20 protein-coding genes and 1 riboswitch are annotated in these 26,431 nt (G+C 67.0%); of the genes, 2 read left to right on the top strand and 18 right to left on the bottom strand.

All coding sequences use genetic code 11. The features are described from left to right. Positions 1-123 precede the first annotated feature (123 nt). The 13 genes from rnhB to ACZ9YD_RS00260 form a co-directional block, all read right to left on the bottom strand. A complete protein-coding gene (gene rnhB, locus ACZ9YD_RS00320) occupies positions 124-765 on the bottom strand; it encodes a ribonuclease HII (RefSeq protein WP_465073140.1) in 642 nt (213 codons plus the stop codon). Then, entirely contained in the window at positions 762-2,018 is a 1,257-nt protein-coding gene (gene lpxB / locus ACZ9YD_RS00315) for a lipid-A-disaccharide synthase (protein ID WP_465073139.1), read from the bottom strand. Before lpxB ends, rnhB begins: the two co-directional genes overlap by 4 nt. A 27-nt stretch (positions 2,019-2,045) precedes the next feature. Beyond that, positions 2,046-2,831, bottom strand: a complete 786-nt coding sequence (gene lpxA / locus ACZ9YD_RS00310) for an acyl-ACP--UDP-N-acetylglucosamine O-acyltransferase (RefSeq protein WP_465073138.1) — start codon at positions 2,829-2,831, stop codon at positions 2,046-2,048. A 1-nt stretch (position 2,832) separates the two neighbouring features. Then, positions 2,833-3,288: a 3-hydroxyacyl-ACP dehydratase FabZ gene (fabZ, locus tag ACZ9YD_RS00305; RefSeq protein WP_310234863.1), complete on the bottom strand. Its 456-nt coding sequence runs from the start codon at positions 3,286-3,288 to the stop codon at positions 2,833-2,835. After that, positions 3,285-4,298 (bottom strand): UDP-3-O-(3-hydroxymyristoyl)glucosamine N-acyltransferase, encoded by a 1,014-nt coding sequence (gene lpxD, locus ACZ9YD_RS00300; RefSeq protein ID WP_465073226.1) that lies wholly within the window; start codon positions 4,296-4,298, stop codon positions 3,285-3,287. Before lpxD ends, fabZ begins: the two co-directional genes overlap by 4 nt. A gap of 28 nt (positions 4,299-4,326) precedes the next feature. Continuing rightward, positions 4,327-6,891 carry an outer membrane protein assembly factor BamA gene (gene bamA, locus ACZ9YD_RS00295; protein ID WP_465073137.1) on the bottom strand — a complete coding sequence of 855 codons (2,565 nt, stop codon included), beginning with the start codon at positions 6,889-6,891 and terminating at the stop codon, positions 4,327-4,329. A gap of 67 nt (positions 6,892-6,958) precedes the next feature. Next, positions 6,959-8,323: an RIP metalloprotease RseP gene (gene rseP / locus ACZ9YD_RS00290; protein ID WP_465073136.1), complete on the bottom strand. Its 1,365-nt coding sequence runs from the start codon at positions 8,321-8,323 to the stop codon at positions 6,959-6,961. 9 nt (positions 8,324-8,332) lie between these two features. Continuing rightward, entirely contained in the window at positions 8,333-9,511 is a 1,179-nt protein-coding gene (locus ACZ9YD_RS00285) for a 1-deoxy-D-xylulose-5-phosphate reductoisomerase (RefSeq protein ID WP_465073135.1), read from the bottom strand. A 43-nt stretch (positions 9,512-9,554) separates the two neighbouring features. Further along, complete coding sequence (locus tag ACZ9YD_RS00280) at positions 9,555-10,394, bottom strand: phosphatidate cytidylyltransferase (protein ID WP_465073134.1); 840 nt, start codon at positions 10,392-10,394, stop codon at positions 9,555-9,557. Next, positions 10,391-11,161 carry a polyprenyl diphosphate synthase gene (gene uppS, locus ACZ9YD_RS00275; RefSeq protein WP_465073133.1) on the bottom strand — a complete coding sequence of 257 codons (771 nt, stop codon included), beginning with the start codon at positions 11,159-11,161 and terminating at the stop codon, positions 10,391-10,393. Before uppS ends, ACZ9YD_RS00280 begins: the two co-directional genes overlap by 4 nt. A gap of 19 nt (positions 11,162-11,180) precedes the next feature. Then, complete coding sequence (frr, locus tag ACZ9YD_RS00270) at positions 11,181-11,738, bottom strand: ribosome recycling factor (RefSeq protein WP_232137703.1); 558 nt, start codon at positions 11,736-11,738, stop codon at positions 11,181-11,183. A gap of 103 nt (positions 11,739-11,841) precedes the next feature. Then, complete coding sequence (gene pyrH, locus ACZ9YD_RS00265) at positions 11,842-12,570, bottom strand: UMP kinase (protein WP_232137702.1); 729 nt, start codon at positions 12,568-12,570, stop codon at positions 11,842-11,844. A 306-nt stretch (positions 12,571-12,876) separates the two neighbouring features. After that, positions 12,877-13,161, bottom strand: a complete 285-nt coding sequence (locus tag ACZ9YD_RS00260; RefSeq protein WP_465073132.1) for a hypothetical protein — start codon at positions 13,159-13,161, stop codon at positions 12,877-12,879. A 225-nt stretch (positions 13,162-13,386) separates the two neighbouring features. Here ACZ9YD_RS00260 and ACZ9YD_RS00255 point away from each other — a divergent pair, with 225 nt between their 5' ends. After that, positions 13,387-16,356: a bifunctional diguanylate cyclase/phosphodiesterase gene (locus ACZ9YD_RS00255; protein ID WP_465073131.1), complete on the top strand. Its 2,970-nt coding sequence runs from the start codon at positions 13,387-13,389 to the stop codon at positions 16,354-16,356. Positions 16,357-16,452: 96 nt separating this feature from the next. Here the strand turns inward: ACZ9YD_RS00255 and ACZ9YD_RS00250 are convergent, their stop codons facing one another. Together ACZ9YD_RS00250 and gcvP are read right to left on the bottom strand one after the other, a co-directional pair. Beyond that, positions 16,453-18,510, bottom strand: a complete 2,058-nt coding sequence (locus ACZ9YD_RS00250; protein WP_465073130.1) for a putative bifunctional diguanylate cyclase/phosphodiesterase — start codon at positions 18,508-18,510, stop codon at positions 16,453-16,455. A gap of 196 nt (positions 18,511-18,706) precedes the next feature. Beyond that, positions 18,707-21,595: an aminomethyl-transferring glycine dehydrogenase gene (gcvP, locus tag ACZ9YD_RS00245; RefSeq protein WP_465073129.1), complete on the bottom strand. Its 2,889-nt coding sequence runs from the start codon at positions 21,593-21,595 to the stop codon at positions 18,707-18,709. Positions 21,596-21,681: 86 nt separating this feature from the next. Further along, positions 21,682-21,788, bottom strand: a riboswitch (glycine riboswitch). Positions 21,789-22,142: 354 nt separating this feature from the next. Between gcvP and ACZ9YD_RS00240 the strand changes: the two genes are divergently transcribed. Then, complete coding sequence (locus ACZ9YD_RS00240) at positions 22,143-23,378, top strand: multidrug effflux MFS transporter (protein WP_465073128.1); 1,236 nt, start codon at positions 22,143-22,145, stop codon at positions 23,376-23,378. A 71-nt stretch (positions 23,379-23,449) separates the two neighbouring features. On the opposite strand, the gene ACZ9YD_RS00235 is transcribed toward ACZ9YD_RS00240, so the two are convergent. The 3 genes from ACZ9YD_RS00235 to minE all read right to left on the bottom strand — a co-directional run bounded on the left by ACZ9YD_RS00235 (position 23,450) and on the right by minE (position 26,431). Further along, positions 23,450-25,462, bottom strand: a complete 2,013-nt coding sequence (locus ACZ9YD_RS00235) for a M2 family metallopeptidase (protein ID WP_465073127.1) — start codon at positions 25,460-25,462, stop codon at positions 23,450-23,452. Positions 25,463-25,633: 171 nt separating this feature from the next. Next, entirely contained in the window at positions 25,634-26,140 is a 507-nt protein-coding gene (locus ACZ9YD_RS00230; protein WP_465073225.1) for a hypothetical protein, read from the bottom strand. Positions 26,141-26,167: 27 nt separating this feature from the next. Beyond that, on the bottom strand, positions 26,168-26,431 hold the full coding sequence (gene minE, locus ACZ9YD_RS00225; protein ID WP_465073126.1) for a cell division topological specificity factor MinE: 264 nt from the start codon (positions 26,429-26,431) through the stop codon (positions 26,168-26,170).

The following is a 26,431-nucleotide window of genomic DNA, read 5'->3' as shown; positions in this document are numbered from 1 at the left end:
GTCAGGTTAGGGCCGGGGCGGGGGCCGGACAAGGCTTGACAGTGGGCGGGCCGCGCTCTGGCGCGGCAGGTGTGTGCCGGCTCACAGGGAACGGTTCAGTCGTGGGCGTCCGGCGCGCGAAGTTCAGACCGGCAATGGCTCGGCGAACAGGTCCGCGGTCACGGGTTCGTCGATGACATCCGACACGGCGTCCGGCAGCAGACGCGACACCGGCGCGAAGCTGCGGCGGTGATGAACGCAGGGGCCGTGCGCGAGCAGCGCGGCGAGATGCGTCGGTGCGCCGTAACCTTTGTGCCGATCGAAGCCGTAATCCGGAAACTGCGTATGCAGCTCGACCATCGCGCGATCGCGCGCCACCTTCGCAAGGATCGAGGCCGCCATGATCGACTGCTCGATCGCGTCGCCGCCGACGATCGCGCGCGCGGGGCAGGGTAAGCCGCGCGGCAGGCGGTTGCCGTCGATCAGCACGCGCTCGGCCGCCGGCGCCAGCGCCTGGACCGCACGCGCCATGCCGACCATCGTCGCCTGGAAGATGTTGATGCGGTCGATCTCGTCGACATCGACGAACTCGACGCGCCACGCCAGCGCACGTTCGATGATCTGCGGATACAGCGCCTCGCGGCGCTTCTCGGTCAGCTTCTTCGAATCGTCGAGGCCGTCGATCGGGCGCTTCGGATGCAGGATCACCGCCGCGACGACGACCGGTCCGGCCAGCGGTCCACGCCCGGCCTCGTCGACACCGGCGATGCGCAGGCGGCGGGTCATGACGTCTGCCCGTGTGCGGCAGGCGCAGGCAGCGCGGGCACGGCGAGACGCGCGACCGCATCGGCTGCGGTCGCAGACGCGCCCTGGCGCAGCTGCAGATGCAGATCGCGATAGACCGGCTGCAGCGCATCCGCCGCGGCCGGATCGCGGAACCAGTGCAGCACCGCGGCGGACAGGTTTTCGGGCGTGCAGTCTTCCTGCATGAACTCCGGCGCGATCGTGCGGCCGGCGAGCACATTGGGCAGCGAGAAGCGATCGACCTTCATCAGCTTGAAGAGGCGCACCAGGAACGCGGTACTCGCCGCGATGCGGTAGCCGACGACCATCGGGCGCTTGGCCAGCAATGCTTCCAGCGTCGCGGTGCCCGAGGCGAGCAGCACGACATCACTGGCGACCATCGCGGCGCGTGCCTGGCCGTCGAGCACGCGCACGTCGAGCGTGCAGAATCGGGGTTGTGCGAGCAGTGCATCGATCGCGGCGCGACAGCCGGCGTTCGCGGCCGGCAAGACGATGCGCAGGCCGGGCAGCGCAGCGGCGACTTGCGCGGCGGCATCGAGGAATACCTCGCCGAGCCGGCCGATCTCGCCCAGGCGTGAGCCCGGCAACACCGCGAGCACGGGCGCGTCGTGCGTCAGCCCGAGCGCATCACGCGCGGCCGCACGATCGGGCTCCAGCGCCACCATCTCTGCCAGCGGATGACCGACGAAGCGTGCGTCGACGCCATGCGTCGCATAGATCGGCGGCTCCATCGGGAACAGACACAGCACGAGGTCCGCGCTGCGGCCGATCTTCGCCGCGCGCCCCTGCCGCCAGGCCCAGATCGAGGGGCTGACGTAGTGCACGGTGCGGATGCCGCGGTCCTTGAGCGTGCGCTCCAGACCCAGATTGAAATCGGGCGCATCGATGCCGATGAACACATCCGGTCGCCAGTCGAGCAGGCGCGCGCGCAGTGTCTTGCGCAGCTTGAGCAGGCGCGGCAGATGGCGCAGCACTTCCGACAACCCCATGACCGCGAGTTCGGACGCGTCGTGCCAGGTCTCCATACCGGCCGCGCGCATCGCATCGCCGCCGACACCGGCGAAGATCGCTTGCGGATAGCGCGCGCGCAGCTGTTCGATCAATCCGGCGCCGAGCAGATCACCGGATGCTTCGCCGACGACGAGCGCGATGCGCAGCGGCGCACCGGATGTGCGGTCGGCAATCAGGGACACGGGTGCGGGCGCGAGACTGGACACGGCGTCATTGTGCGGCATCGACGGATCGTCGTGCCGCGAGAGAGATCAACGCAGCAGCGGTCGATCGCCTGCCTCGATGAAATCGAGAAACGCGCGCACGTCTTCGCTGCCCTGCGCCATCTCTTCCAGACGCACGCGCGCATCGGCCAGTGAATCGCCCGAAACGTACAGGGCGCGGTAGGCGCGTTTGATCGCCGAAGTGCGTGCGCTGTCGAAGCCGCGGCGCTTCAGGCCTTCGGCGTTGATGCCGCGCGGCCGGCCATAGCCGTCCTGCGCCACCATCACGAATGGCGGCACGTCGCCGTTGACGAACGCGCCCATGCCGATGAACGCATGTGCGCCGATCCGGCAGAACTGGTGGATGCCGACGAAGCCGCTGAGGATCACGTGGTCGCCGACCGTGACGTGGCCGGCGAGCGTGGCGTTGTTCGAGAACACACAGCGGTTGCCGACCACGCAGTCGTGCGCGACGTGCGTGTAGGCAAGGAACCAGTTGTCGTCGCCGACGCGGGTGATGCCGCCACCGTCGCCGGTGCCGCGATTGATGGTGACGAATTCGCGGATCGTGTTGCGGTCGCCGATCACCAGTTCCGCGCGTTCGCCGGCGAACTTCTTGTCCTGCGGCTCGCCGCCGATCGCGGCATGGCCGTGGATGTGGTTCTCGCGACCGATGCGGGTCGGGCCATGGATGCTGCAATGCGGGCCAATGATCGTGCCGGCGCCGATTTCGACATCCGCACCGATCAGCGTGAACGCCCCGATGCGCACGTCGTCGCCCAGCGTCGCGCCGGGATCGACGACCGCGCTGGGATGGACCTGCGCCGCGCCCATGTCAGCGCGGGACCTCGGCGCAGAGGATCTCCGCGCATGCTGCCTGTTCGCCATCCACGCGCGCGATACCGCTGTACATCGTCATGTTGCGGATCTCGCGTTTGATCGTGACCTCGAGCTCGAGACGATCGCCCGGCACCACCATGCGCGAAAACTTCGCCGCATCGACCTTGACCAGATACGACAGGTTGCCCTCGCAGTCCTTGCCCTTGGTCAGATGGGTCAGGATGCCGCCGGCCTGCGCCATCGCCTCGACGACGAGCACGCCCGGCATCACCGGCTGCCCGGGGAAATGCCCCTGGAAGAACTCCTCGTTGGCCGAAACGTTCTTGTAGCAGAGCACGCGCTTGCCATGCTCGAACTCGACGACACGATCGACGAGCAGGAACGGATAGCGGTGCGGCAGCAGCTTGTGGACGCCATCGATGTAGATCGGCAATGTGATCGGGTCTGTCATGGTTCCCCCTTCCAGAGCGCCGTGACGCGGCGCGCGAGCGAATCGAGCTGGCGGATCCGGACAGCATTCTTCCGCCACTCGCGCGTGGGCTGGGCGGGAATGCCGGCGGAATACTCGCCGGGTTCTGTGATGGATGCGGACACCATCGTCATCGCGTGGACGACGACCTTGTCGCAGATTTCAAGATGGCCGGCGACGCCGACCTTGCCTGCCAGCAGGCAGTAACTGCCGATCTTCGTGCTGCCGGCAACGCCGACGCAGCCCGCGATTGCGGTGTGCGCACCGATGCGCACGTTGTGTCCGATCTGGATCAGGTTGTCGAGGCGCACGCCCTCTGCCAGCGTGGTGTCTTCGAGCGCGCCGCGATCAATGGTCGTATTGGCGCCGATGTCGCAGTCGTCGCCGACCACCACGCCGCCGAGCTGTGGCACGTTGATCCAGCGACCTGCATCCATCGCCAGACCGAAGCCTTCCGATCCCAGCACGGCGCCCGGGTGGATGGTGACGCGGGCGCCCAGACGCACACGTTTGACCAAGGTCACGCGGGCGATCAGCCGGCTGCCTTCACCCACGACGCAGTCTTCGCCGATCACGCAGCCGGCGCCAATCGTCGCGCCGGCGCCGATTACACTGCGCGCGCCGATGCTGACGTGCGGGCCGATCGACGCCGAGGCATCGACCTGCGCGCCCGGATCGACAACCGCTGACGCATGTATGCCGGCCGGCGCTGCGCTGGCCGGATCGAACAGCGCTGCGATCTTCGCGTAGGCGACGTAGGGATCTTTCGCGATCAGCGCGGTCCCGGCATAGCCGTCCGCATCCGCTTCGCGCAGCACCACGATGCCGGCGCGGGTGTCGGCCAGCTGCGGGCGATAGCGTGGGTTGGACAGGAACGCGAGTTGACTGCCGGTCGCGGCGGACAGCGTGCCCACGCCGGACACCGAGATTTCCGGCGCGCCGTGGACAACGAGACCGAAGCGCTGCGCGAGCGCTTCGGCGGTATGGCGGATCTGCGTGTCGGTCATCGGTCGCGCTGGATCAGAACGCGCCGCCGAACGTGAACTGCAGACGCTCGATCTCGTCGGCCTGCTTGATCAGGTCGCCCGAGCCACCACGCACTTCCTTCTGCTGGCGCAGCGGGTATGAGTAGCTGATCGAGATCGGGCCGACCGGCGCGCGCCACATCAGCGCGACACCTGCGGACGCGCGCAATTCCTTCGCGTCCCAACTGTCGACGTCCTTGTAGACGTTGCCGAAGTCGACGAAGGCCGAAATACGCGCAGCCGGCGACTTGATCAGCTGCGGGAAGAACATTTCCGCCGAACCGATGGTCTTGAGCGCACCGCCAATCGGCTGCAGGAACGAACTGCCGAGCGCCGTCTCACGCGGACCGAGGGTGTTGTCACGGAAGCCACGTACCGAGCGCGGGCCGCCCGCGTAGAAGTTCTCATAGAACGGAAGACCGCTGGCGGTGAGCGTCCGGATGTAATCATCAGACCCAGTTTCGCAAGGATCGCTCGGCGGCGGCGGAGGCGGCGGGGCGGGAGGATTCGGGTTGGCCGTCGTCGGTGGCGTTGCCGGTGTGGGTGCGGTGTAGCAGACGTTGCGCACGACATCGCTACCGTAGCTGTCGCCGTAGCCGATCTCGGCGCGGGTGTTGAGCACCAGGTGACGGTTGATCGGCCAGTACTTCGAGATCTCGTAATTGAGCTTGAAGTATTCGGCGGTCGAACCGGGCAGGGTGCTCTCGAGCGACACGCGCTGCAGCATGCCGCGGGTCGGCTGCAGGAAGTCGTTGCGGGTGTCGCGGGCCCAGGCCAACTCGCTGCGCCAAGCGTGGAACGTGCGCGAACCGAACGCGTCCACGTAGTCGACGATCGATTCAGGCGACGAGCCACGGAACGTGAAGATCTGGTTGCGATCGACGCCGAGCAGCAGCGAAATCGAGTCGTTCTCGGTCAGCGGAATGCCAAGAACCGTCTGCGCCGCCGCGCTCGTCGACGAGTACTGCGCGGTATTGAATTCGGAATTATCGAATTCACGCCACCACAGGTTGTAGCCCAGCGACATTCCGCCGTCGGTGAAGTACGGATTCATGAAGGAGAACGAGTAGCGCTGCAGATACACGTTGCGCTGCGCTTCGACGGACACGCGATTGCCGCTGCCGAGGAAGTTGTTCTGCGACAGCTGCACGGAGGTGGTCACGCCTGCAAGCTGCGAGTAGCCGAGTCCGAATACGAAGCTGCCCGAGGTGGTCTCGGTGACGCTGAACACCACATCCACTTCATCGTTGCTGCCGGGTACCGGCTGGCTCTCGACGTTGACGCTGCCGGACTCGAAGAACCCGAGGCGCTGCAGGCGCACCTTGGAGCGGTCGACCGCGGCTTGGGAGTACCAACTGCCCTCGAACTGGCGCATTTCACGACGCATCACTTCGTCGGACGTGCGGCTGTTGCCCTTGAACTGGACACGGCGCACTTGGACGCGCGGACCCGGCACGACCTGCAGATTGATGGCGACCGTGCGGTTCTCTCGGTCGACCTCCGGAATCGGGTTCACCTGCGCGAACGCATAGCCAATGTTGCCAAGCGTCGCGATGATCGCGTCCGAGCTCAGTTCCAGCAGTGCGCGCGAGAACACCTGGTCCTTCTGGACGAAGACACGGCTCTGGATCTCTTCCTTCGGCAGCACCGTGTTGCCGGTGATCTGCACGTCTGACACCTTGTAGATCTCGCCTTCGGTGACGCCAGCGGTGATGTACATGTCAGCCTTTTCAGGACTGATGGAGACCTGGACGCTGTCTTCGCTGAAATCGATGTAGCCGCGGTCGAGATAGAAGTTGTGCAGCTTCTCGCGATCGCCCTCGAGCTTTTCGCGCGAGTACTGATCGTCGCGTCGGTACCAGCTGAGCCAGTTCGACTCGCCCGATTCCCAGTTGTCGGTCAGCGTGTCGAGATCGTAGGTCTCGTTGCCGATGATGTTGATGTGGCGGATCTTCGCCGCCTTGCCTTCCTCGACGTTGATCGCGATGTCCACGCGGTTGCGGTCGAGACGTGACACCGTCGGGGTGATCTTGACGTTGTACTTGCCGCGGTTGTTGTACTGGCGCACCAGTTCCTGGGTCACGCGGTCGAGATCGAGGCGGTCGAAGGTCTCGCCTTCCGACAGGCCGATTTCGGTCAAGCCCTTGGTCAGGTCCTCGGTCTTGATGTCCTTGTTGCCGGTCAGCGTCAGGCGGTTGATCGCCGGGCGCTCGCTCACCGTGAAGACGAGGATGTCGCCCTGACGCGCGACCTGGATGTCCTCGAAGAAACCGGTGCGGTACAGCGCGCGGACCGCATCGCTGATGCGCGTCGAGTTGACGGTGTCGCCACGCTCGACCGGCAGATAGGTGAACACGGTGCCGGCGCCGATGCGCTGCAGACCATCGACACGGATGTCGCTGACCGTGAAGCTGCTTGCGCTCGAAGGCGCCAGAGGGGGCAGGGCGGCGGGCGCAGGCGCGGCAACAGGTGCGTTCGCGGCCGTCTGGGCCCATGCCGGCGCGGCGATCACCGTGGCGAGGGCGAGGGCAAGCAGTCGGCGGTCAGGCATTCGCGTCATCTTTGAATCCGGGTAGGGGAGTGGTTCCGGCGCGGTGTGTGCGGCGGAATCCGGGTCGAGGCAGGTGTCAGCGCACGAGTTGGAGGATGTCGTTGTAGAACGCCAGGCCCATCAGGCTGGCCAGCAGGGCCAGGCCAACGTATTGCCCGGCCACCATCGCGCGCTCGCTGACCGGGCTGCCTTTGACCAACTCGATAAGGTAATACAAGAGGTGTCCCCCATCCAGCAGCGGGATGGGGAGGAGGTTCAGGATCGCCAGGCTCAGCGACAGCAACGCGAGGATCGTCAGGTACCACGCAGGCCCTTGGCCGGCATAGGTATTGGCCGCGCGCGCGATCGTGATCGGGCCCGCCACAGTGTTCTCGATCGCCACCCGGCCGCTGAAGGCGCGACCGATCATGCCGACCAGTTGGCCGGTCAGATGACCGACTTCATGGAACGCCGCCGGCACCGAAGCGAGCACGCCGTACTGCTGGATCGCGTCCTTCGCAGGCATCGGCAGGTCGCGGGGCGGCGCGATGCCGAAGGCCCAGTATTCGCCGCGCCCGTCAGGCAGCTCCATGCGCTTGGGCGTGATTTCAAGTGCGAGGCGATCGCCACCGCGATCGACCTCCACCATCGCCTGGCCGCCACGGTCGCCCAGCGCCTGTACCAGCGGGCCGATGTCCTCGAACACGCGCACCGGGCTGCCGTCGATGGCTGTGAGGCGGTCGCCTTCGGCCAGCACGCCCCAGGCGGCGGATTCGGGCTCCACCCGCCCCACGACCGCGGGCAACAGCAAATGGCGCGGCCACAGGCCGATCGCGGGGGTGATGCGGCGCTGGTCGAAGTCCTCGGGCAGCTCGGACAGGCGCAACTCCCGAACCACGTCGCGGTCGCGTTCGTCGGTGACGCGCAGGGCGACGTCCTGGCGGTCCAGTGCGGCCGGCAGCAGCGCCAGCTGCACTTCCATCCAAGTCGGCGTTTCGCGATCACCGACCGCATCGATCTGGTCACCGGCGCGCAGGCCGGAGGTTTCGGCGATGCCGCTGGCCTGGCCGACGACAGGCGCGTAATCGGGACGGCCGATGACGAACATCGCCCACAGCAGCACCACGCACAGGATCAGATTGGCGATCGGGCCCGCGGCGACAATCGCGATCCGTTTCCACACCGATGCGCGATTGAAGGCCTCGTGCGCTTCGGCCTCCGGCACCGGGCTTTCGCGTTCGTCGAGCATCTTGACGTAGCCGCCCAGCGGGATCATCGCGATCTGGTAGACCGTGCCGTCCTTGCCGCGGCGCGACCACAACGCGCGGCCGAATCCGATCGAGAAGCGCAGCACGCGCACGCCACAGCGGCGTGCGACCCAGTAGTGGCCGAACTCGTGAAAGGTCACCAGCACCCCGAGGCTGACGATCAGCCACCACACCGAGCCGAAAAATTCAGACATCACGCTTGTTCAATGGAGGGCACCGGTTTCGATCGCCTGCGTGGCGACGTGGCGCGCGCGCGCGTCGGCATCGCGCAGCACGTCGAGCGACACCGCGTCAGCGGCAGGAAGCGTGTCGAGCACGTGCTCGACCAGCATGGGAATGGCTAGAAAACGCAGGTGCCCCTGAAGAAAGGCTGAAACCGCCACTTCGTTCGCCGCGTTCAGCAGCGCCGGCGCCGTGCCGCCGGCAGCCAATGCGCCGCGGGCGAGGGCCAGGCACGGAAATGCGTCGGTATCCGGCGCTTCGAACTCGAGGCGGCCGTGTTGCAGCAGGTCCAGGCCCGTGACGCCGGAGGCGATGCGGTCCGGATAGCCCAGGCCGACGGCGAGCGCGGTGCGCATATCCGGCAATCCGAGCTGGGCGAGCGTGGAACCGTCGATGAACTCGACGAAGGAATGCACGAGACTCTGCGGATGCACCAGCACGTCGAGGCGTTCGACCGGCATCGTGAACAGGTGATGCGCCTCGATCAGTTCCAGACCCTTGTTCATCAACGTGGCCGAGTCGACCGAAATCTTCGGGCCCATCGACCACTTGGGATGCGCGACGGCCTGCGCCGGCGTCACGTCGGCCAGCGATGCACGATCGCGACCGCGGAACGGGCCGCCGGACGCGGTCAGGATGATGCGCGCGACGCCGCTGCAGTCGCCGTCGGCGGGCAGGCACTGATGGATCGCGTTGTGTTCGCTGTCGATCGGCACGATGGTCGCGCCCGCGTCGCGCGCGGCCTGCATCATCAGCGCACCGGCCAGCACCAACGACTCCTTGTTGGCCAGCAGCACGCGCTTGCCGGCGCGCAGCGCAGCCAATGTCGAATCGAGCCCGGCCGCGCCGACGATCGCGGCGACGACGGTGTCGCAGGCCTCTGCATCGCTGGCGAGGGCATCGAGTGCGGGCATGCCGGCATGCGGCGTGGTGTCGAGGCCGGCCTCGTGCAGCGCGGTCGCCAGTGCGTCGAGCAACGCTGCATCGGCGATCACCGCGTGATCGGGCCGGTGCGTGACGCACAGCGCCACCAGTGCATCGACATTGCGACCCGCCGCGAGCACGCTCGCGCGCAGACGCTCGGGATGCCGGGCGATGACGTCCAGCGCCGAGGTGCCGATCGAGCCGGTGGCGCCAAAGACCGCGACCTTGCGGATCATGCGCGGCGCATCCGGCCGCGGCGCAGGAAGACAGCGTGCATCGTCAGAAGCCGAGCCAGATCTGGCCGAACGCGAACACCGGTAGCGCGGCCAGCACGCTGTCGAGGCGATCGAGCACGCCGCCGTGTCCGGGAATCAGCGTGCCCGAGTCCTTGGCGCCAACGTGGCGCTTGAGCAGGCTCTCGAACAGATCGCCGACCACCGATGCCAGTACGGTCAGCACGGCAACCAGGGCGACCAGTGGCAACTGCGCGACCGTCGCGCCGGCCAGCGGCGCGAATGCGACCGCGACGACAACACCCGCGACGACGCCGCCTGCCAAACCTTCGACGGTCTTGTTCGGGCTGATGCGCGGCGCGAGCTTGCGCTTGCCGAACTTGCGGCCGGCGAAGTAGGCGCCGGTGTCGGTGGCCCAGACGATCGCCAGCGCCAGCAGCAGCCAGCGGTTGCCATGGCCGCCGTTCTCGCCAGCGTGGATCACGCACAGCGCGGCCCAGGCCGGAATCACCGCCAGCGTGCCGGCAGCGAGCTTGAACACGCGCGCCTTGGTGTCGTGATCGGAGGCGAAGTCGTAATGGCGCAGCCACAGCGTCGCCAGCAGCCACCAGGCGACGCCGATCATCGCCAGAATCTTCAGCAGCACCAGCGAGCCGCCGCCGGTCGCCGAGGCCCAGACCACGGCCACCATCAGCAGCAGGTTCAGCGCCAGCAACGCGGTGCGCGCGAGGGTGTCGTCGATGTCGGTCAGGCGCAGCCATTCCCACAGCGCGGCGAGAAAGATGATCGCCGAGACGGCGGCCATCCACGGCGTATTGAGCAGCAGCACGGCGGCAATGGCGACGGGCGCCATCAGCAGGGCCGCGAGAATGCGGGTGGATGTCATGGGTGGCCCTCCCCGGGCGGTGCGTCCTGTGCGGTGGCGATCTGCTCGCCTGTCAGCCCGAAGCGTCGCTCCCGCGAGGCATAGACCTGCAGGGCCTGCTCGAGTTCCGTGACCCCGAGTTCCGGCCATAGTGTCTCGGTGAACCACAGCTCGGTGTAAGCGAGCTGCCACAACAGAAAATTGCTGACCCGCAGGTCGCCGCCGGTGCGGATGAAGAGGTCCGGTTCCGGTAGATCGGCCAGTGCAACGCGTGCGCCGAGCGCGGCTTCGTCGATCTGGTCCGGTCGCAGTCGGCCGGCCGCGACATCCTCGGCCAGCGAACGCGCCGCCGACGCGATGTCCTGACGCCCGCCGTAACTCGCGGCTACGCCGAGCGTGAGCTTCGTATTACCTGCGGTCAGTGTCTCGGCGGCGACCATGCGAGCGCGGATGGCTTCGCTGAAACGACCGCGCTCGCCGATGAAACGCAGACGTACGCCGCGGCGGTGCAGCTCGCCGACCTCACGGTCCAGCGCGCTGAGGAACAGCTTCATCAGCGCGCCGACTTCCTCATCCGGACGCCCCCAGTTCTCACTGGAGAACGCGAACAGGGTCAGCGCGCCAACGCCGCGTTCGAGGCAAAAATCGATGCAGAGATTGACAGTGCGCGCGCCGGCGCGGTGGCCGATCGCACGCGGACGCTTGCGACGCGCCGCCCAGCGCCCGTTGCCGTCCATGATGACGGCGATGTGGCGCGGGACGGGCCCGGTCGGAATTGGCGCGTTCATGCGGACTGCGGCCAGGCCGTCAGACCGACATCAGTTCCTGTTCCTTGGCCTTGACGACCTCGTCGACATCCTTGATCGCCGAGTCGGTGATCTTCTGGATCTCGTCCTCGCTGCGGCGCTCGTCATCCTCGGAGATCAGCTTCTCCTTGAGGAGTTCCTTGATCTGCTGGTTGGCATCGCGGCGGATGTTGCGGATGGCGACCTTGCTGTCCTCGCCTTCGCTGTGCACGACCTTGGACAGGTCACGACGACGCTCTTCGGTCAGCGCGGGTAGGTTGAGACGGATCGTCGTGCCGGCGGTGTTCGGCGTCAGGCCGAGATCCGAGCCGAGGATCGCCTTCTCGATCGCGCCGACGATCTGCTTCTCCCACGGGGTGATCATCAGCGAGCGGGCATCCGACACCACCACGCTGGCGACCTGGTTCAGCGGCATGTCCGAACCGTGGTAGTTGACCTTGATGTTGTCGACCAGTGCGGTCGACGCGCGACCGGTGCGCACCTTGACCAGCGTGTGCTTGAGCGCTTCGACGCTCTTGGCCATGCGGGTCTGGGTGTCTTTCTTAATGTCGTTGAGCATGGGCAGCCCCGGTCCGTGTGCGAATCGGACGATTATAAGCGTCCGGGGCCGACGACGGGGCCGGGGGATGCCGCAGCGCAGCGCAAGGCCGCGCGGAACGGGCTCAGCTGCGGCCCTGTACCAGCGTGCCGATCGGCTCGCCACGCAGGATGCGCAGCAGCACGCCGGCCTGGCTCATGTCGAAGATGCGCAGCGGCAGATCGGAGTCGCGCGCGAGCGCGAATGCTGCGGTGTCCATGACTTCGAGGCCCTGGCGCAGCACTTCGTCATAGGTCAGGCGGTCGTAACGCTTGGCATCGGGCACCTTCTTCGGGTCGGCGTCGTACACGCCATCGACCTTGGTCGCCTTGAGCAGCAGGTCGGCGCCGATCTCGATACCGCGCAGCGCGGCGCCCGAGTCGGTGGTGAAGAACGGGCTGCCGACGCCGGCGGCGAAGATCGCGATGCGACCCTTTTCCAGGTGGCGAATCGCACGACGGCGGATGTAGTCCTCGCAGACGTCGTTGATCTTGATCGCACTCATGACACGGGCGCGAGCGCCGCGCTTCTCCAGCGCGTCCTGCATCGCCAGCGCATTGATGACCGTCGCGAGCATGCCCATCTGGTCGCCGGTGACGCGGTCCATGCCGGCCGCAGCCAGGCCCGCGCCGCGGAAGATATTGCCGCCGCCGATGACCAGACCGACTTCGGCGCCGGCCTTCTGCGCCTCGATCACTTCGTCGGCCAGACGACCGATGACCTTGGGATCGATGCCGTAATCCTCGTCGCCCATCAGGGCCTCGCCGGACAACTTGAGCAGGACGCGGCGGTAGGCGAGAGGGGCAGACGACATACGGTGACTCCGGGGGCGAGGACGGTGCGGATTCTAGGGGATCGACGCTGGCCGTGCGCGAACCGGTTGTCAGGTTTTCGTTGTGATCGTGCGCGATTGCTGCAGCGCGACACCGGATCGATCGGTATTTGCGCCACGAAAGCGTGCGAAGGGCGAATGCGCAGGGGCTAACCTAAGGATGCGCAGGCCATGACGACGGTTTACCTATGCGCCTGCCCGCGCACGCGTGCGCGTGTTTCAGGAGAACAACTCGAAGACGCGAGGTCGCACACACGGCGAAGGCCGGTGCGCGACACCCGCTTCAGATTAGGCGCCTTTCGATGCACGGTCCGTCGACGCTTTGGACGCCTTCGACTCCGCATCGTCATCGGCCCCGGTCGTCGGTGGCGGCACCTCCTCGACGCTGCCATCGGCGCGGACGCGACGCTCGAAAGACGGACCGGAGGTCAACGAGGCATCGTTGCCTTCAGCGGAACGGTTGTTGTCGTGCGCGTAGTCGTCGCCGCGCGATGCCTTGCGGTCATTGACCGCCACGTGATCGGCCTGCTGGGCCTGATCGGGATTGGTTGCGGAGTTGGACTTCGACGTCATGGCGGTGGACCTCCGGATTGGGTCCATCGACCGTGCGACACGGCCTGAGCATGCGCCGTGAATCAGGCGGGTACACAAAGCCAGCCGCTGCCGTCTTCAACCCGCGCCCGCTTCTGGGAGCCTTTCAGAATTTTCTCAGGGACGCACTCCTGGACTTTCGCGGCATCCTGCAACCTCCAAACGGGAGTGCGAGCCAGACTGTCGCTGCATGCGGACAGATCCGAGATGGAGACCGATGCCGACAACACGCAGCAGCGACGATTGCGGTCCGTCCGGGCGATGCGCAATACCGGCATCTGGCTGGGGGCCGTGCTCACCATCGGTCTGTGCGCGCTGGTACTGCTCGATCGACAGGCGCGTCTGGATGCGGCCTCCCGTCAGAGCATGGCGCTCGCCACCGGCGTCGATCGTCTGCTGCATTACGAGCTGCGCAACATCCAGCGCGCGATGCACGGTATCGCAGCCGGGCAGGCAGCCGACGCGACGTTGCCGGCGCCCGAAGCGGCCGCGCGCCTCGATGCCTGGGTGCACGGCGTCGTGAACCGCCACCAGGAACTCGAGGCCGTCCTGCGCTTCGATGCGAAGGGGAACGCCACGCCAGGGGCCGATCCCCGGATCAGTGCATGGGTGCGAACGCTGGAGCCGGGTGATGCCGACCTCGCCGCCGGCCCGCTGCTGCCACTGTCGAAAGGCTGGGTGTTGCCGCTGGCAGTCCCGACGCGCAATGGCACCTGGATGGTCGCCATGTTCCGCACCGGCGAACTGGAAAACATGGTCAACGCGCTGGATATCGGACGCGAAGGCAGCGCGACGATCTACACCCAGAACGGCGTGGTCGTGGCGCGTTTCGGACATCTGGGCACGCATGTCGGCAAACGGATCGATCTGCCGGCAGGTGCGCGCGGCGAGGGCGCGCGTCTCAGCGAGCACATGGTCAGCCAGCTCGATGGCGTCAAGCGCGCGGTGACCTTCAGCAATACCAGCGATTATCCGTTCGTCGTCAGCGCCGGTATCGGCTTGCGCGAAGCCCTCGCGCAGTGGCGGATCTACGCGACTTCGGCGCTGGTGCTGGCGCTGCTCTACTGGGGTGCGTTCGGTCTGGTGCTCCGACGCGCGCGGCGTGACGAGGCCGCGCGCAAAGGGCTGGCGGCAGAAGTCGCCGAGCAGGCGGACTGGCTGCAACAGGCCCAGCTCGCATCCGGTACAGGCGTCTGGCGTCTCTATCCCACCCGGGGCTATGTGCGCGCCACCGACGAGATGGTCGCGCTCTACGGACTGGCGCGACGCGGTGGCCGGGTGCCGGTGAGCGATTTTTTCGAGCGCATCCACGAGGACGACCGCACGCGCATCCGCGGTGAGCTCTCTGCATCGCAGGTCGACCGGCAGCCCTTCGTGCAGGAATACCGCGTCAGGCTGGGCGATGGCAGCGTGCGTTGGCTCAAGGCCCGCGGCGCGACGGTCTGCGACGCGGGCGAGCCGGTGATGACCGGTACCGTCATCGATGTGACCGAACGCCGCGATTCACAACAGCGGATGGAGCGCGCCGAACTGCAGTTCCGGCACATCTTCGAGCGCAATCCGCTGCCGGCCTGGGTCTACGATCTGGAAGATCTGCATTTCCTCGCAGTCAACGAGGCGGCGGTCGAGACCTACGGTTACAGCCGCGAAGATCTGCTGCACATGGCGATCACCGATCTGCTCGCACCGGAAGATCAGGCCGCAGGCCGCGAAGCGTTGATGCCCGGCGGTGGCGAGGACGCACAGGATCGGCTGTGGATGCTGATGACCCGCGATGCGCGGCACATCGAGGTGCGCGTGCACGCGCGCACGATCGAGCTCGACGGGCGGCCAGCGCGACTCGTGCTGGCCGAGGACGTCAGTGTGCGCATGGGATACGAACGTGATCTGGCCTGGCGCGCGAACCACGACCCGACCACCGGCATGCTGACCCTCGCTGCGCTCGCCGAACAGCTCGATTCCCACTGTTCGGCAGATGGCGAAGCCGGATTCGCGATCGCCTACGTGCAGCTGCGTGACCTCGAGCTGATCGCGCCGACGCTCGGCCGCCGGGCCGGCGAGAACATCCTGTGCGCAGCCGCTGCGCGCATCAGCGAGCTCGCCGAGCGCTTTGGCGCCTGCGGTTACATGCCGTCCGAGACGTTCGTCGTCGCCGCGCTCGATCCTCGCCAGCTGGACGCGATGGTGACCGCATTGCTGGACGTGATCGGCATGCCGGTCGAGGCCGAGGGCGGCACCTTCCCGCTGGAAGCATGGATCGGACTGGCGAGTGGCCCCTGCGAGGACGTCGGCGCCGAGAAGGTGATCGGACATGCGGCGCTGGCGTCGCTGCATGCGCGACGCGAGAACCAGCAAGTCGTGCACTACAGCGCGGCGATGGCCGAACAGGCGTCGAGCCGCCTGGCGATGGTGCGGCAACTGCGCCAGGCACATGAGCGTGGCGAGTTCGAGCTGCATTTCCAGCCCATCCATCGTCTGCACGACGGCAGCCTGGCCGCGATCGAAGCGTTGCTGCGCTGGCGTCAGCCGGACGGCAGCTACGTCTCGCCGGCACAGTTCATTCCGCTGTGCGAGGAATCCGGCCTGATCGTGCCGATCGGCAGCTGGGTGCTGGAGGAATCGGCGCGCATGCACGCGCGTCTGGTCGCTGCCGGACATGGCGACGTGGCGATCGCGGTGAACGTGTCGGCGGTGCAGTTCGAGGCCGACATGAGCCCGGAATCGATCCGGAAGCTCTTCGAACGGCACGCATTGCCGCCGCACGCGCTGCATCTGGAGCTGACCGAAAGCGTGTTGCTGCGACATCCCGACGATGCGCGTTCGCTGATGGGCACGCTGCGCAACGAAGGCCTGTGCCTGTCGATCGACGATTTCGGAACCGGCTTCTCCAGCATGACGTATCTGCGCGAACTGCCGCTCGACCATCTGAAAATCGATCGCGCCTTCGTGCGCGATGTGACGGAGGATCCGCGCAGCGCCGCGATCTGTCGCGCACTGATCGCGCTCGGCCATGGCCTGGGGCTCGCGATCATCGCCGAAGGCGTCGAGGAATCCGAACAACTCGAATGGCTGCGCGCGCACGGCTGCGACCAGGCGCAGGGCTACCACCTTGGACGTCCGATGCCGATCGACGCACTGCTGGAAAGCCTGGCTGAAGAAACCAGCGACATCGTTTGACGCGACGCGTCCGCGCCTCCGGAATCGGAAGGCGGCGAACGTTTCGTCAGTGGTTGGACCGCTGGGCGTTCGTGGTCCGACGCATCCGGTGTTCCGTCAGAGCCGCGCGCCGATCGCCGCGGCGTCGACGGGCATGCCGAAATGGAAGCCCTGCAGCGAGCTGCAGCCGAGCTCGGTCAGCAACTTCTGCTGGGCTTCGGTCTCGACGCCCTCGGCGATCACCGAGAGGTTCAGCGTGCGGCCAAGCGCGATGATCGCCGAGACGATCGCGGCGTCTTCGCTGCCGGCAACCAGATCCTTGACGAAGGCGCGGTCGATCTTGAGCTCGCTGGCCGGCAGCCGCTTGAGATACAGCAGGCTGGAATAGCCGGTGCCGAAATCGTCGATCGAGATCTGCACGCCCAGCGCCGACAGCCGCTGCAGGATGGCGAGACTCGCTTCCGGGTCGTGCATCGCGGTCGACTCGGTGATCTCCAGCACCAGCGACGACGGCGGCATGCCGTGGCGTGCGAGCGCCTCCTTGATCTTGCCGAACAGGCCGGGCGAGCGGAACTGGGTGGCCGACAGGTTCACCGACACCGACGGTACATCGCGGCCCATGGCGCGCCATTCCATCAGCTGGCGGCAGGCTTCGTTGATGACCCAGCGGCCGATCTCGAGGATCAGGCCGGTCTTCTCGGCCAGCGGAATGAAGGTCGCCGGCATGACCAGGCCCCGCTCGGGATGGTGCCAGCGCAACAACGCTTCCAGCCCGATCAGCGGCCCGTCCGGCGCGCGCACCTTGGACTGGTAGTTCAGCGTGAACTGGTCCAGCGCCAGCGCCCTGCGCAAATCCTGGATCAGCGCAAGTTCGGCATGTGCGCCGCGGTTCATTGATGGCTCGAAGAAGCAGTAGGCGTTACGCCCCTGATCCTTCGCCGAATACATCGCCGCGTCGGCGTTGGCCATCAGTTCGCGCGCGCTGGTGCCGTCGGCGCCGAAGATCGCCACGCCGATGCTACCGGTCACGTTGAGTTCGCCGCCCTCGATCTGCACCGGCATCGCCACCGTCTGCAGCAGCTTGTCGGCGAGCGTGGCCGCGTCCCCCGGCTCGCGGATTTCGGCCAGCACGACGAACTCGTCGCCGCCCAGGCGCGCCAGCGTGTCCTCGGCGCGGATTTCGGACGTGAGATGGCGTGCGACCTGCAGCAGCAGACGGTCGCCGACGAGGTGGCCGTAGGCATCGTTGATGGCCTTGAAGCCGTCAAGATCGACAAACAGCAGGGCGAAGTGGGTGCCGTTGCGCACTGCGCGGCGGATCGCGTGTTCGAGGCGGTCCTCCAGCAGCAGGCGGTTTGGCAGCTTGGTGAGATTGTCGTGCAGGGCGAGATAGGTCAGCTCCTGGTTCGCTTTCTTCAGCGAATCGCTGAGCAGCGTGGTGCGCTCCTGCAGGCGGCGGTCGAGGATCGAGGTCGTCAGCGCCATGCCGAGGATGGCGAACGTCGTCGCGCCGACCAGGCTGGCCAGCCATTGCGGCGAGATGCCGCCGGCGATCGCGGCGCCGCAGATGCTGCCTTCGGGAAAGCCCGCCGCGGCCATGCCCGTGTAGTGCATGCCGACGACCGCCACGCCCATCACCAGCGCCGCCAGGCTGCGCGCACGCACTACGCCCGCGCCCTCGCGGCGCAGCGAGAACGCGATCCACAGCGCCGCGCCGGCAGCGGCGATCGCGATCACGATCGACAGCGCGAACCAGCCCGGGTGGTAGTCGATGCCCGGCTGCATGTGCATGGCTTCCATGCCGACGTAATGCATGGCCGCGATGCCGGCGCCGAGGATCAGCGCCGCGACGCCGAGCTTGCGCGCGGGCAGGTCGCGGCCGGAGATCACGTGCAGGGCGTAGGCCGAGCTGCAGATCGCGATCAGCAGCGAATACAGCGTCACCGCGAGATCGTAGCCCTGCGGGATCGGCAGCTCGAACGCGAGCATGCCGAGGAAGTGCATCGACCAGATGCCGAAGCCCATCGCGACCGCGCCGCCGATCAGCCAGCTGCGCGAGGCCCAGCCGTCACTCGCGGCGATCCGGCCGGCCATGTCGAGTGCGACATAAGACGCGAACGCGGCGACGACGTACGAGATGGCGACGAGCAGCGGGTTGTAGGTGCCGACGAGCATGGACTGGACCGGAGCGGGGGAGGCTGAGCCTCAGTAGCAACCCGCGTGCCAATGTTCACAACTGGTGAAGCCCGCCGCGACGCGGCGCGTTTCCGCGCCTACGGCGGAGACAACAGACCCGACCGTACGGTCGGGTCAGGTTGTGACGCAATTCGCAGATCGACCGGTACGTCGCCGGCCGATCCGCATCGTCGGATCAGACGACGTCCGGCTCGCTGAAGGCTTCCGGCTCGTCCTCGGCCGAACCGACCGGGATGCAGCTGCAGAACACGTTCTTGTCGCCGTGCACGTTGTCGACGCGTGCGACCGGCGGCCAGTACTTCGTGTGCCGCAGTGTCGCCAGCGGGAACGCGGCCAGTTCCCGCGGATAGGCGTGGGTCCACTCGCTGGCGGTGACCTGCACCGCGGTGTGCGGCGCGTGCTTGAGCGGGTTGTCCTCGCGATCCAGACGGCCGTCCTCGATCGCGCGGATCTCGTCGCGGATCTGGATCATCGCGTCGATGAAACGGTCGAGTTCGTGCAGCGATTCGCTCTCGGTCGGTTCGACCATCAGCGTGCCGCTCACCGGGAAGCTCAGCGTCGGCGCATGGAAGCCGAAATCGATCAGGCGCTTGGCCACGTCTTCGGCGCTGATGCCGGTGGCGTCCTTGATCGGGCGCAGATCGAGGATGCATTCGTGCGCGACCAGATCGTTGCGGCCGGTGTAAAGCGTCGGGTAATGCGGCGCGAGGCGCTTGGCGACGTAGTTGGCATTGAGCAGCGCGACCTGGGTGGCGCGGCGCAGGCCGTCGGCGCCCATCATCGCGATGTACATCCAGCTGATCGGCAGGATCGAGGCCGAGCCGTGCGTCGCCGCCGAGACCATGCCCACCTCGCCATCGCCACCGAGCGCGCGCGGCAGGTAAGGCGCGAGATGCGACTTGACCGCGCACGGGCCCACACCCGGGCCGCCGCCGCCGTGCGGAATGCAGAAGGTCTTGTGCAGGTTCAGATGGCTGACGTCCGAGCCCCACTTGCCGGGCTTGGCCACGCCGACGAGGGCGTTCAAGTTGGCGCCGTCGGTGTACACCTGGCCGCCGTGCTGGTGGACGATGTCGCAGATCGCGACCACGTCTTCCTCGAACACGCCGTGCGTGGACGGGTAGGTGATCATGATCGCGGCCAGGCGATCCGAATACTTCTCGGCCTTGGCGCGGATGTCGTCGACATCGACATTGCCGTCCTTGTCGCAGCGGGTCACGACCACCGTCATGCCGACCATCTGGGCCGACGCCGGATTGGTGCCGTGCGCGGATTCGGGAATCAGGCAGATGTCGCGATGGCCCTGGCCCTGCGCCTGCTGGTAGGCGCGGATGGCGAGCAGGCCGGCGAACTCGCCCTGCGCGCCGGAGTTGGGCTGGAAGCTCACTGCGTCGTAGCCGGTGATCTCGACCAGCATCGCTTCCAGGCCGTCGATCAGTTCGGTGTATCCCACGGTCTGGTCGGCCGGCGCCAGCGGGTGGATGTTGGCGAATTCGGGCCAGGTGACCGGGATCATCTCGGCAGTCGCGTTGAGCTTCATCGTGCACGAGCCCAGCGGGATCATCGTGCGGTCCATCGCCAGATCGCGATCGGCCAGCGTGCGCATGTAGCGCAGCAGCTCGTGCTCGCTGTGATGCGTGTTGAACACCGGGTGGGTCAGGTACTTCGTGTCGCGCGCGAGCGCCGTCGGCAACGCATCGGCAGTCGCGCCGTCGAGCGCTTCGATGTCGACGTCGGCGCCGAACAGCCCGGCCAGCGCGACAACCTCGTCTCGGGTCGTGGTCTCGTCGAGGCTGATGCCGACCGACGACGCGTCGATCGCGCGCAGGTTGAAGCCGGCATCGCGCGCCTTGGCGTGCAGCGCATCGGCATCGACGCCGGTCACGTGCAGCGTGTCGAAGAATGCATCGCCGACGTTCGTGCCGGCCTTGCCGAGCGCAGCCGCGAGAATCGACGCGAAGCGATGCGTGCGGCGGGCGATGCGAGTCAGGCCGTCGGGGCCGTGGTAGACGGCGTACATCGACGCCATCACCGCCAGCAGCACCTGCGCGGTACAGATGTTGGACGTCGCCTTCTCGCGGCGGATGTGCTGTTCGCGGGTCTGCAGCGTCAGGCGGTAGGCCTGGTTGCCGGCGGCGTCGACCGATACGCCGATCAGGCGGCCCGGCATCGAACGTTTGTAGGCATCGCGGCAGGCCATGAAGCCGGCGTGCGGGCCACCGAAGCCGAACGGCACGCCGAAGCGCTGCGAGTTGCCTACGACGATGTCGGCGCCCCAGCGGCCCGGCGCCTGGATCAGGGTCAGCGCCAGCAGGTCGGTCGCGACCGCGACGATGCCGCCACGCGCGTGCACGGCGTCTGCGACTTCGGCGTGATCGCCAATACGGCCGAAGGTGTTCGGGTACTGCAGCAGCACGCCGTAGCTGTCGGCATCCTTCGCATCGGCAGCGGGGCCGATCAGCAGTTCGATGCCGAGGCCGTCGGCGCGCGTGCGCAGCACGTCGAGCGTCTGCGGATGCAGGTCGTCGGCGACGAAGAACACATTGGACTTCGACTTCGCCGAACGCTTGGCCAGCGTCATCGCTTCGGCGGCGGCGGTCGCCTCGTCGAGCAGCGAGGCGTTGGCGATGTCCATGCCGGTCAGGTCGGTGACCATCGTCTGGAAGTTGATCAGCGCTTCCATGCGGCCCTGCGAGATCTCCGCCTGATAGGGCGTGTAGGCCGTGTACCAGGCCGGGTTCTCGAGGATGTTGCGCAGGATGACGTTCGGCGTGTGGGTGCCGTAGTAGCCCTGGCCGATGACGCTGCGCAGCACCGTGTTCTGCGTCGCCACAGCGCGGATCTTCGCCAGCGCTTCGACTTCGGTCATCGCGTCGGGCAGGGCGAGCGGCGCGCGGGACGCGATTTTGCCCGGCACGATCGCATCGGTCATCGCATCGAGCGAGTCGTGGCCGACCACGCCGAGCATGTGGGCGATCTCCGCATCGTTCGGGCCGATGTGGCGCTCGACGAAGGCCGAGTGGTGTTCGAGGTCGCGCAGGGTCGAAGCGGTCATGGCGGGCATCCGGAAAAGGCGGGGCTCAAGGAATGCCGGCGTACGCCCACGTCGATCCGCTCTGGACGACGATGGCCGAAGACCGCCGGTCTTCCGCGTGCCCCTCTGTCCTTTTGCCTGAGAGTTTGGAAGCGATGCGCTTCGTGCCCCTTCGGCGCCGGGTGTGCCCATACGGGCCTCCGGTCTCTCCAGAGTCTTGCCGCTGCAGCGGTACTGGGCCTGAGCGATTCCGGGCGGTTGCGCCTACGGCAGGGACGCTCACGAGGAGCGCCCGCTTCTCCCACTGCATACGCGGCGCAGTATACCGGCCACTCCGCGCGCCCGCGCGTGTCGCGACGGCCCCGCGGAACGCGCCGTTGCCGGGGCGTACGCATCGACCGGCCTATGATGTCGCGCTTCGAAGCGGCGCCTGCGCCGCGCCCGGTCCGTGAATGCGGACGTCCGCCGGTGTTCCGATGTCCGAATCCTGTTGTCCTGCCGTCGCCTGCGCGCCGGCGCTATCCGATGCGTCTCTCCCGACCAGCGTGTGGCAGGTGTGCGCGTGAGACAGCCGCGCATGCCGTCGATCCGCACACTCGCCTTGCTGCTGGCAGGCCTGGCGATGTTCGGGCCGTTCTCGATCGACACCATCTTCCCGGCGTTCCCGGCGATGGGCGGCGATCTGGATGCTGACCCGGCGGCGATGCAGCAGACGATCGCGGTGTATCTGATCGCCTACGCGCTGATGAGCATCGTCCACGGTCCGTTGTCGGATGCGATCGGCCGGCGCGCCGTGATTCTTGGTGGGCTCGCGATCTTCGTGGTCGCGTCGGTGGGCTGCGCGCTGTCGACCGACCTGCCCACGCTGCTGTCGTTCCGCGCGCTGCAGGGCCTGTCGGCCGGCGTGGGCCTGATCGTCGGCCGCGCGGTGATCCGTGACGTGCTGCAGGGCGATGACGCCCAGCGCCTGATGAGCCAGGTCATGATGATTTTCAGCATCGCGCCGGCGATCGCGCCGATCATCGGTGGCTGGCTGCTGGGCTGGGGCCGCTGGCCGCTGATCTTCTGGTTCCTGGTCGCGTTCTCGCTGGTGCTGCTGGTCGTCGTCTGGCTGTGGCTGCCGGAAACCCATCCGCGCGAACACCGGATCTCGCTCGCGCCGCGGCGGTTGCTGCGCGATTACGTGTCGATCGTCGCGAACAGTCGCTTCCAGCGGATCGCCGCCGCCGGTGCGTTCAATTTCTCGGCGCTGTTCCTGTACATCGCCTCGACCCCGGTGTTCGTCGTCGACGTGCTCGGCCTCAACGAACGCCAGTTCGGCTGGTTCTTCGTGCCGATGATCAGCGGCATGATGATCGGCTCCTGGGTCTCGGGCCGGGCGGCGGGGCGCATCACCGGCACGCGGCTGGCGAACATCGGCTTCGCCTGCAGTGGCGTCGCGGTGGCGTTGAACGTCGCCTACAACCTGCTGGTCGATCAGCCCGAAATTCCGTGGGCGGTGATGCCGGCGATGCTCAATTCCTTCGGTATCGCGCTGACGTTTCCGATTCTCACGCTCGCGATCCTCGACATGTATCCGCGCCAGCGTGGCTCGGCGTCTTCGCTGCAGGCCTTCACCGGTCTGGTACTCAATGCTGCGGTCGCCGGTCTGCTGTCGCCGCTGGTCAGCCACCAGCCGTTGCTGCTGGCGGTGACGTCGGCGGCTTTCATGCTGGTCGGCTGGATGTTCTGGCGTTGGGAACTCTCGCGCGACACGCGACTTCCGGCTTGTCCGCGCGATCCCGCATCGCTGGAGCCGACCGATCAGATGTGAGTCCGGTGCTCCGCTGAAACGAAGAAGGGCCGGCGAATGCCGGCCCTTCTTCGAGTCCACGCGACGTGGGATCAGCCCTGCGTCGGCGCCGGTGCGGCAGGCTGCGCGGCCGGTGCAGGTGCGGGTGACTGCGCGGTGGCGGGCGCGGTCCAGCCGCAGGTCTTGCCTTCGTTCTGCTGGGTGAGCCACGTCTGCAGCGGTGCGAAGTATTCGAGCACCGGCGCAGCGTCCATCTGCTCTCCACCGGTCAGCTCCTTCAGCGTCTGCTGCCAAGGCTGGCTGTTGCCCTTCTCCAACATCGCCCAGAACTTCTCGCCGGCGGCCTTGTTGCCGTAGAAGCTGCACTCGTTCAACGGACCGGTGTGGCCGGACGCATCGCACAGCGCCTTGTAGAACTGGAACTGCAGCACGTGCGACAGGAAGTAACGCGTGTACGGCGTGTTGCCCGGCACGTGGTACTTCGCGCCGGCGTCGAAGAACTCTTCGCCGCGTGCGGTGGCCGGGGCGACGCCCTGGTACTGCGCCTTCAACGACCACCACGCGCTGTTGTAGTTCTCCGGCGTGATCGAGCCGTCGAACACGCCCCACCGCCAGCGGTCGATCATCAGACCGAACGGCAGGAACGACACCTTCGCCAGTGCCATGCGCATCTGCGAATTGACCAGCGATTCCTGCGTCTGCTGCTGCTCGCCGACCAGGCCGATCGACTGCAGGTACTGCGGCGTCATCGACAGCACGATGGTGTCGCCGATCGCCTCGTGGAAACCATCGTGCGCACCGTTCTGGAACAGCGGCGGACGCCCGTTGTAGGCGAGGTAGTAATAGACGTGGCCGAGCTCGTGGTAGATCGTCGTGAAGTCTTCCTCGTTCGGCTTGGTGCACATCTTGGTGCGCACGTCGCCGGCCATGTTCATGTCCCAGGCACTGGCGTGGCAGACCACGTCACGGTCGCGCGGCTTGATGAACTGTGCCTTGGTCCAGAAGCTTTCGGGCAGCGCGGGCATGCCGAGCGATGTGTAGAAATCCTGCGCGCGCTCGTTCATCTGCTTGGCGTTGTCGAGCTGCGCGGCGTGGGCGATGTCGGCGCGGCGATCGGAATCGATCAGCGCGTTCTCCTTGACCATCCGCTCGTTGAGCTGCGCCTGGTAGTTCTTCTCCAGCGCACCGGTGATATCGAGGTCGCCGGCGTTGGGGTAGGGCTGCAACACGTCCCAGAGGTTGCCCCAGTCCTGCTGCCACATGTTGCCCATCAAATGCGCCGGCAGCAGGCCGCCGTCGACGGTGCCGCGGCCCGGATAGCGCGCTTCGAGGCGGGTGCGGGTGTAGCAGTGCAGCTGCTCGTACAGCGGCTTGACCTGGTTCCACAGGCGATCGGTCTCGGCGGCGAGCTCGGCGGGCGGCATGTCGTAGCCCGAGCGCCAGGCTTCGCCGGCATCGGCGAAGCCGAGGTCGCGCGAGCCTTCGTTGACGAGTTCGACGAAGCGCGTGTAGTCGGCGCGCATCGGCTGGGCGATCGTATGCCAACCCTGCCAGGCATCGAGCTGCGCGTCGTAATCGCGGCTGCTGCGCAGCACGTCTTCGAGCTGGCCCAGTTGGCGACAGCTGCGCGCTTCGCCTTCGCCGGTGCAGTACTGGCCTGCGCCGTAGGTACCTTCCATCTTCGACGCGAGCTTCGTGAGTTCGGCGAGGTGTTCGGGATTGCGCGGCGGCGGCATCGCCGCGCCGAGCTTGAGCAGGTTGATCGCGCGCGCGGTCTCGGGCGACATCTGCTGGCCTTCGAACTTGCGTGCCTGCTCGATCCAGCTGTTGAGCTGGGCGAGATAGCGCTCGTTGTACTTGGCGGCCAGCAACTGGCTGTCGTCGTTGATATAGGTCGCCGACAGCCACTGCGAGGCGGTCAGCTCCGGCATCAGCGTGCGCACTTCTTCATTGACGCGCGCGATGAACTGGTCGGCGGTTTCGCCGGCCGGCGCCGCGGCATTGCCGGCCGGCACGGCGGCATCGGGGGATTCGGAGCGGTTGCAGCCGGCGAGCGTCAGGCTCGCGGCCACGGCGAGGGCGAGCAGGGCGTGGCGTTGTTTCACGGACAGCTTCCGGTCAGCTAGGGAACCGGGAGGCTAGTGCGCCGCCCACGGGGCTGCAAGTGTCGATGTGCCGAAGGCGGGTGCTGGATGACAGTGTTTGAGATGTCTCTCAAGCGTGGCCGGGCGCTGCGTTCGCGTGCAGCTGTGCGTGCGTCGTTTCGCGTCGCGCGTCTACAGCGCGGCGGCGTCCAGCCGATCCACAGCGGGCAGCAGCTCACGCGCGATCAGCCAGGCGCGTGCGTCTTCGGCGTCGTGTTCGAACCACGCGCGCGCCGAACCCAGGCGGAAGGTGTAGCCCCAGGTGTCCATGTCTGCCATCAGGCGATCCTGGCCGACGCCCGGCAACGCGTCTGCCAGCACGATCTGCAGGTAGCAGGTCGCGTCTTCTTCCTCGACCGAATCGGTCGCATCGGTGTGCACCGCGGCGCGGCGCTCGGGCGGCAGCACGATCAGGTGGCCGGCTTCGTGCAGCAGCGAATGCACCGGTGTATCGCCACGCGCGTGCACGTCGACGCCGATGATGCCGGCCTCCGGCGCGCCCCAGTAACTGCCTGGAATCGGCGCGCCGTCGGGCACGCGATGCAGGGTCAGGCCGTAACGGGCGAGCAGGGCGGCGGGCGCGTCGAACCCGATCTCGGCCAGACACAGCACGTGTCCGGCCGCGTCGGCCGTTTCGATGTCGCGAGGCGCATCCACCCGTACGACTCAGGCGGTGGCCTGACGCTCTTCAGGCAGCGCGACCGAGATGTCGAGCACGTCGTGGTCGCCATCCTTGACCAGATCCACCTTGACCGCTTCGACGTCGATGCTGACGTACTTGCGGATCACTTCCAGCAGCTCGCGCTGCAGCAGCGGGAGGTAATCGGGGGCACCGCGATTGGTCCGCTCCTGCGCGACGATGATGCGCAACCGGTCCTTCGCGATCGTGGCGGTGTTCTTCTTCGGCTTGAGGAAATCGAACATACCCAT

It is taken from the genome of Luteimonas sp. AC640a (genome assembly GCF_979256585.1).
Note: the sequence above shows the minus strand (reverse complement) of the source record. Positions and strands in the feature narration are given on the sequence as shown.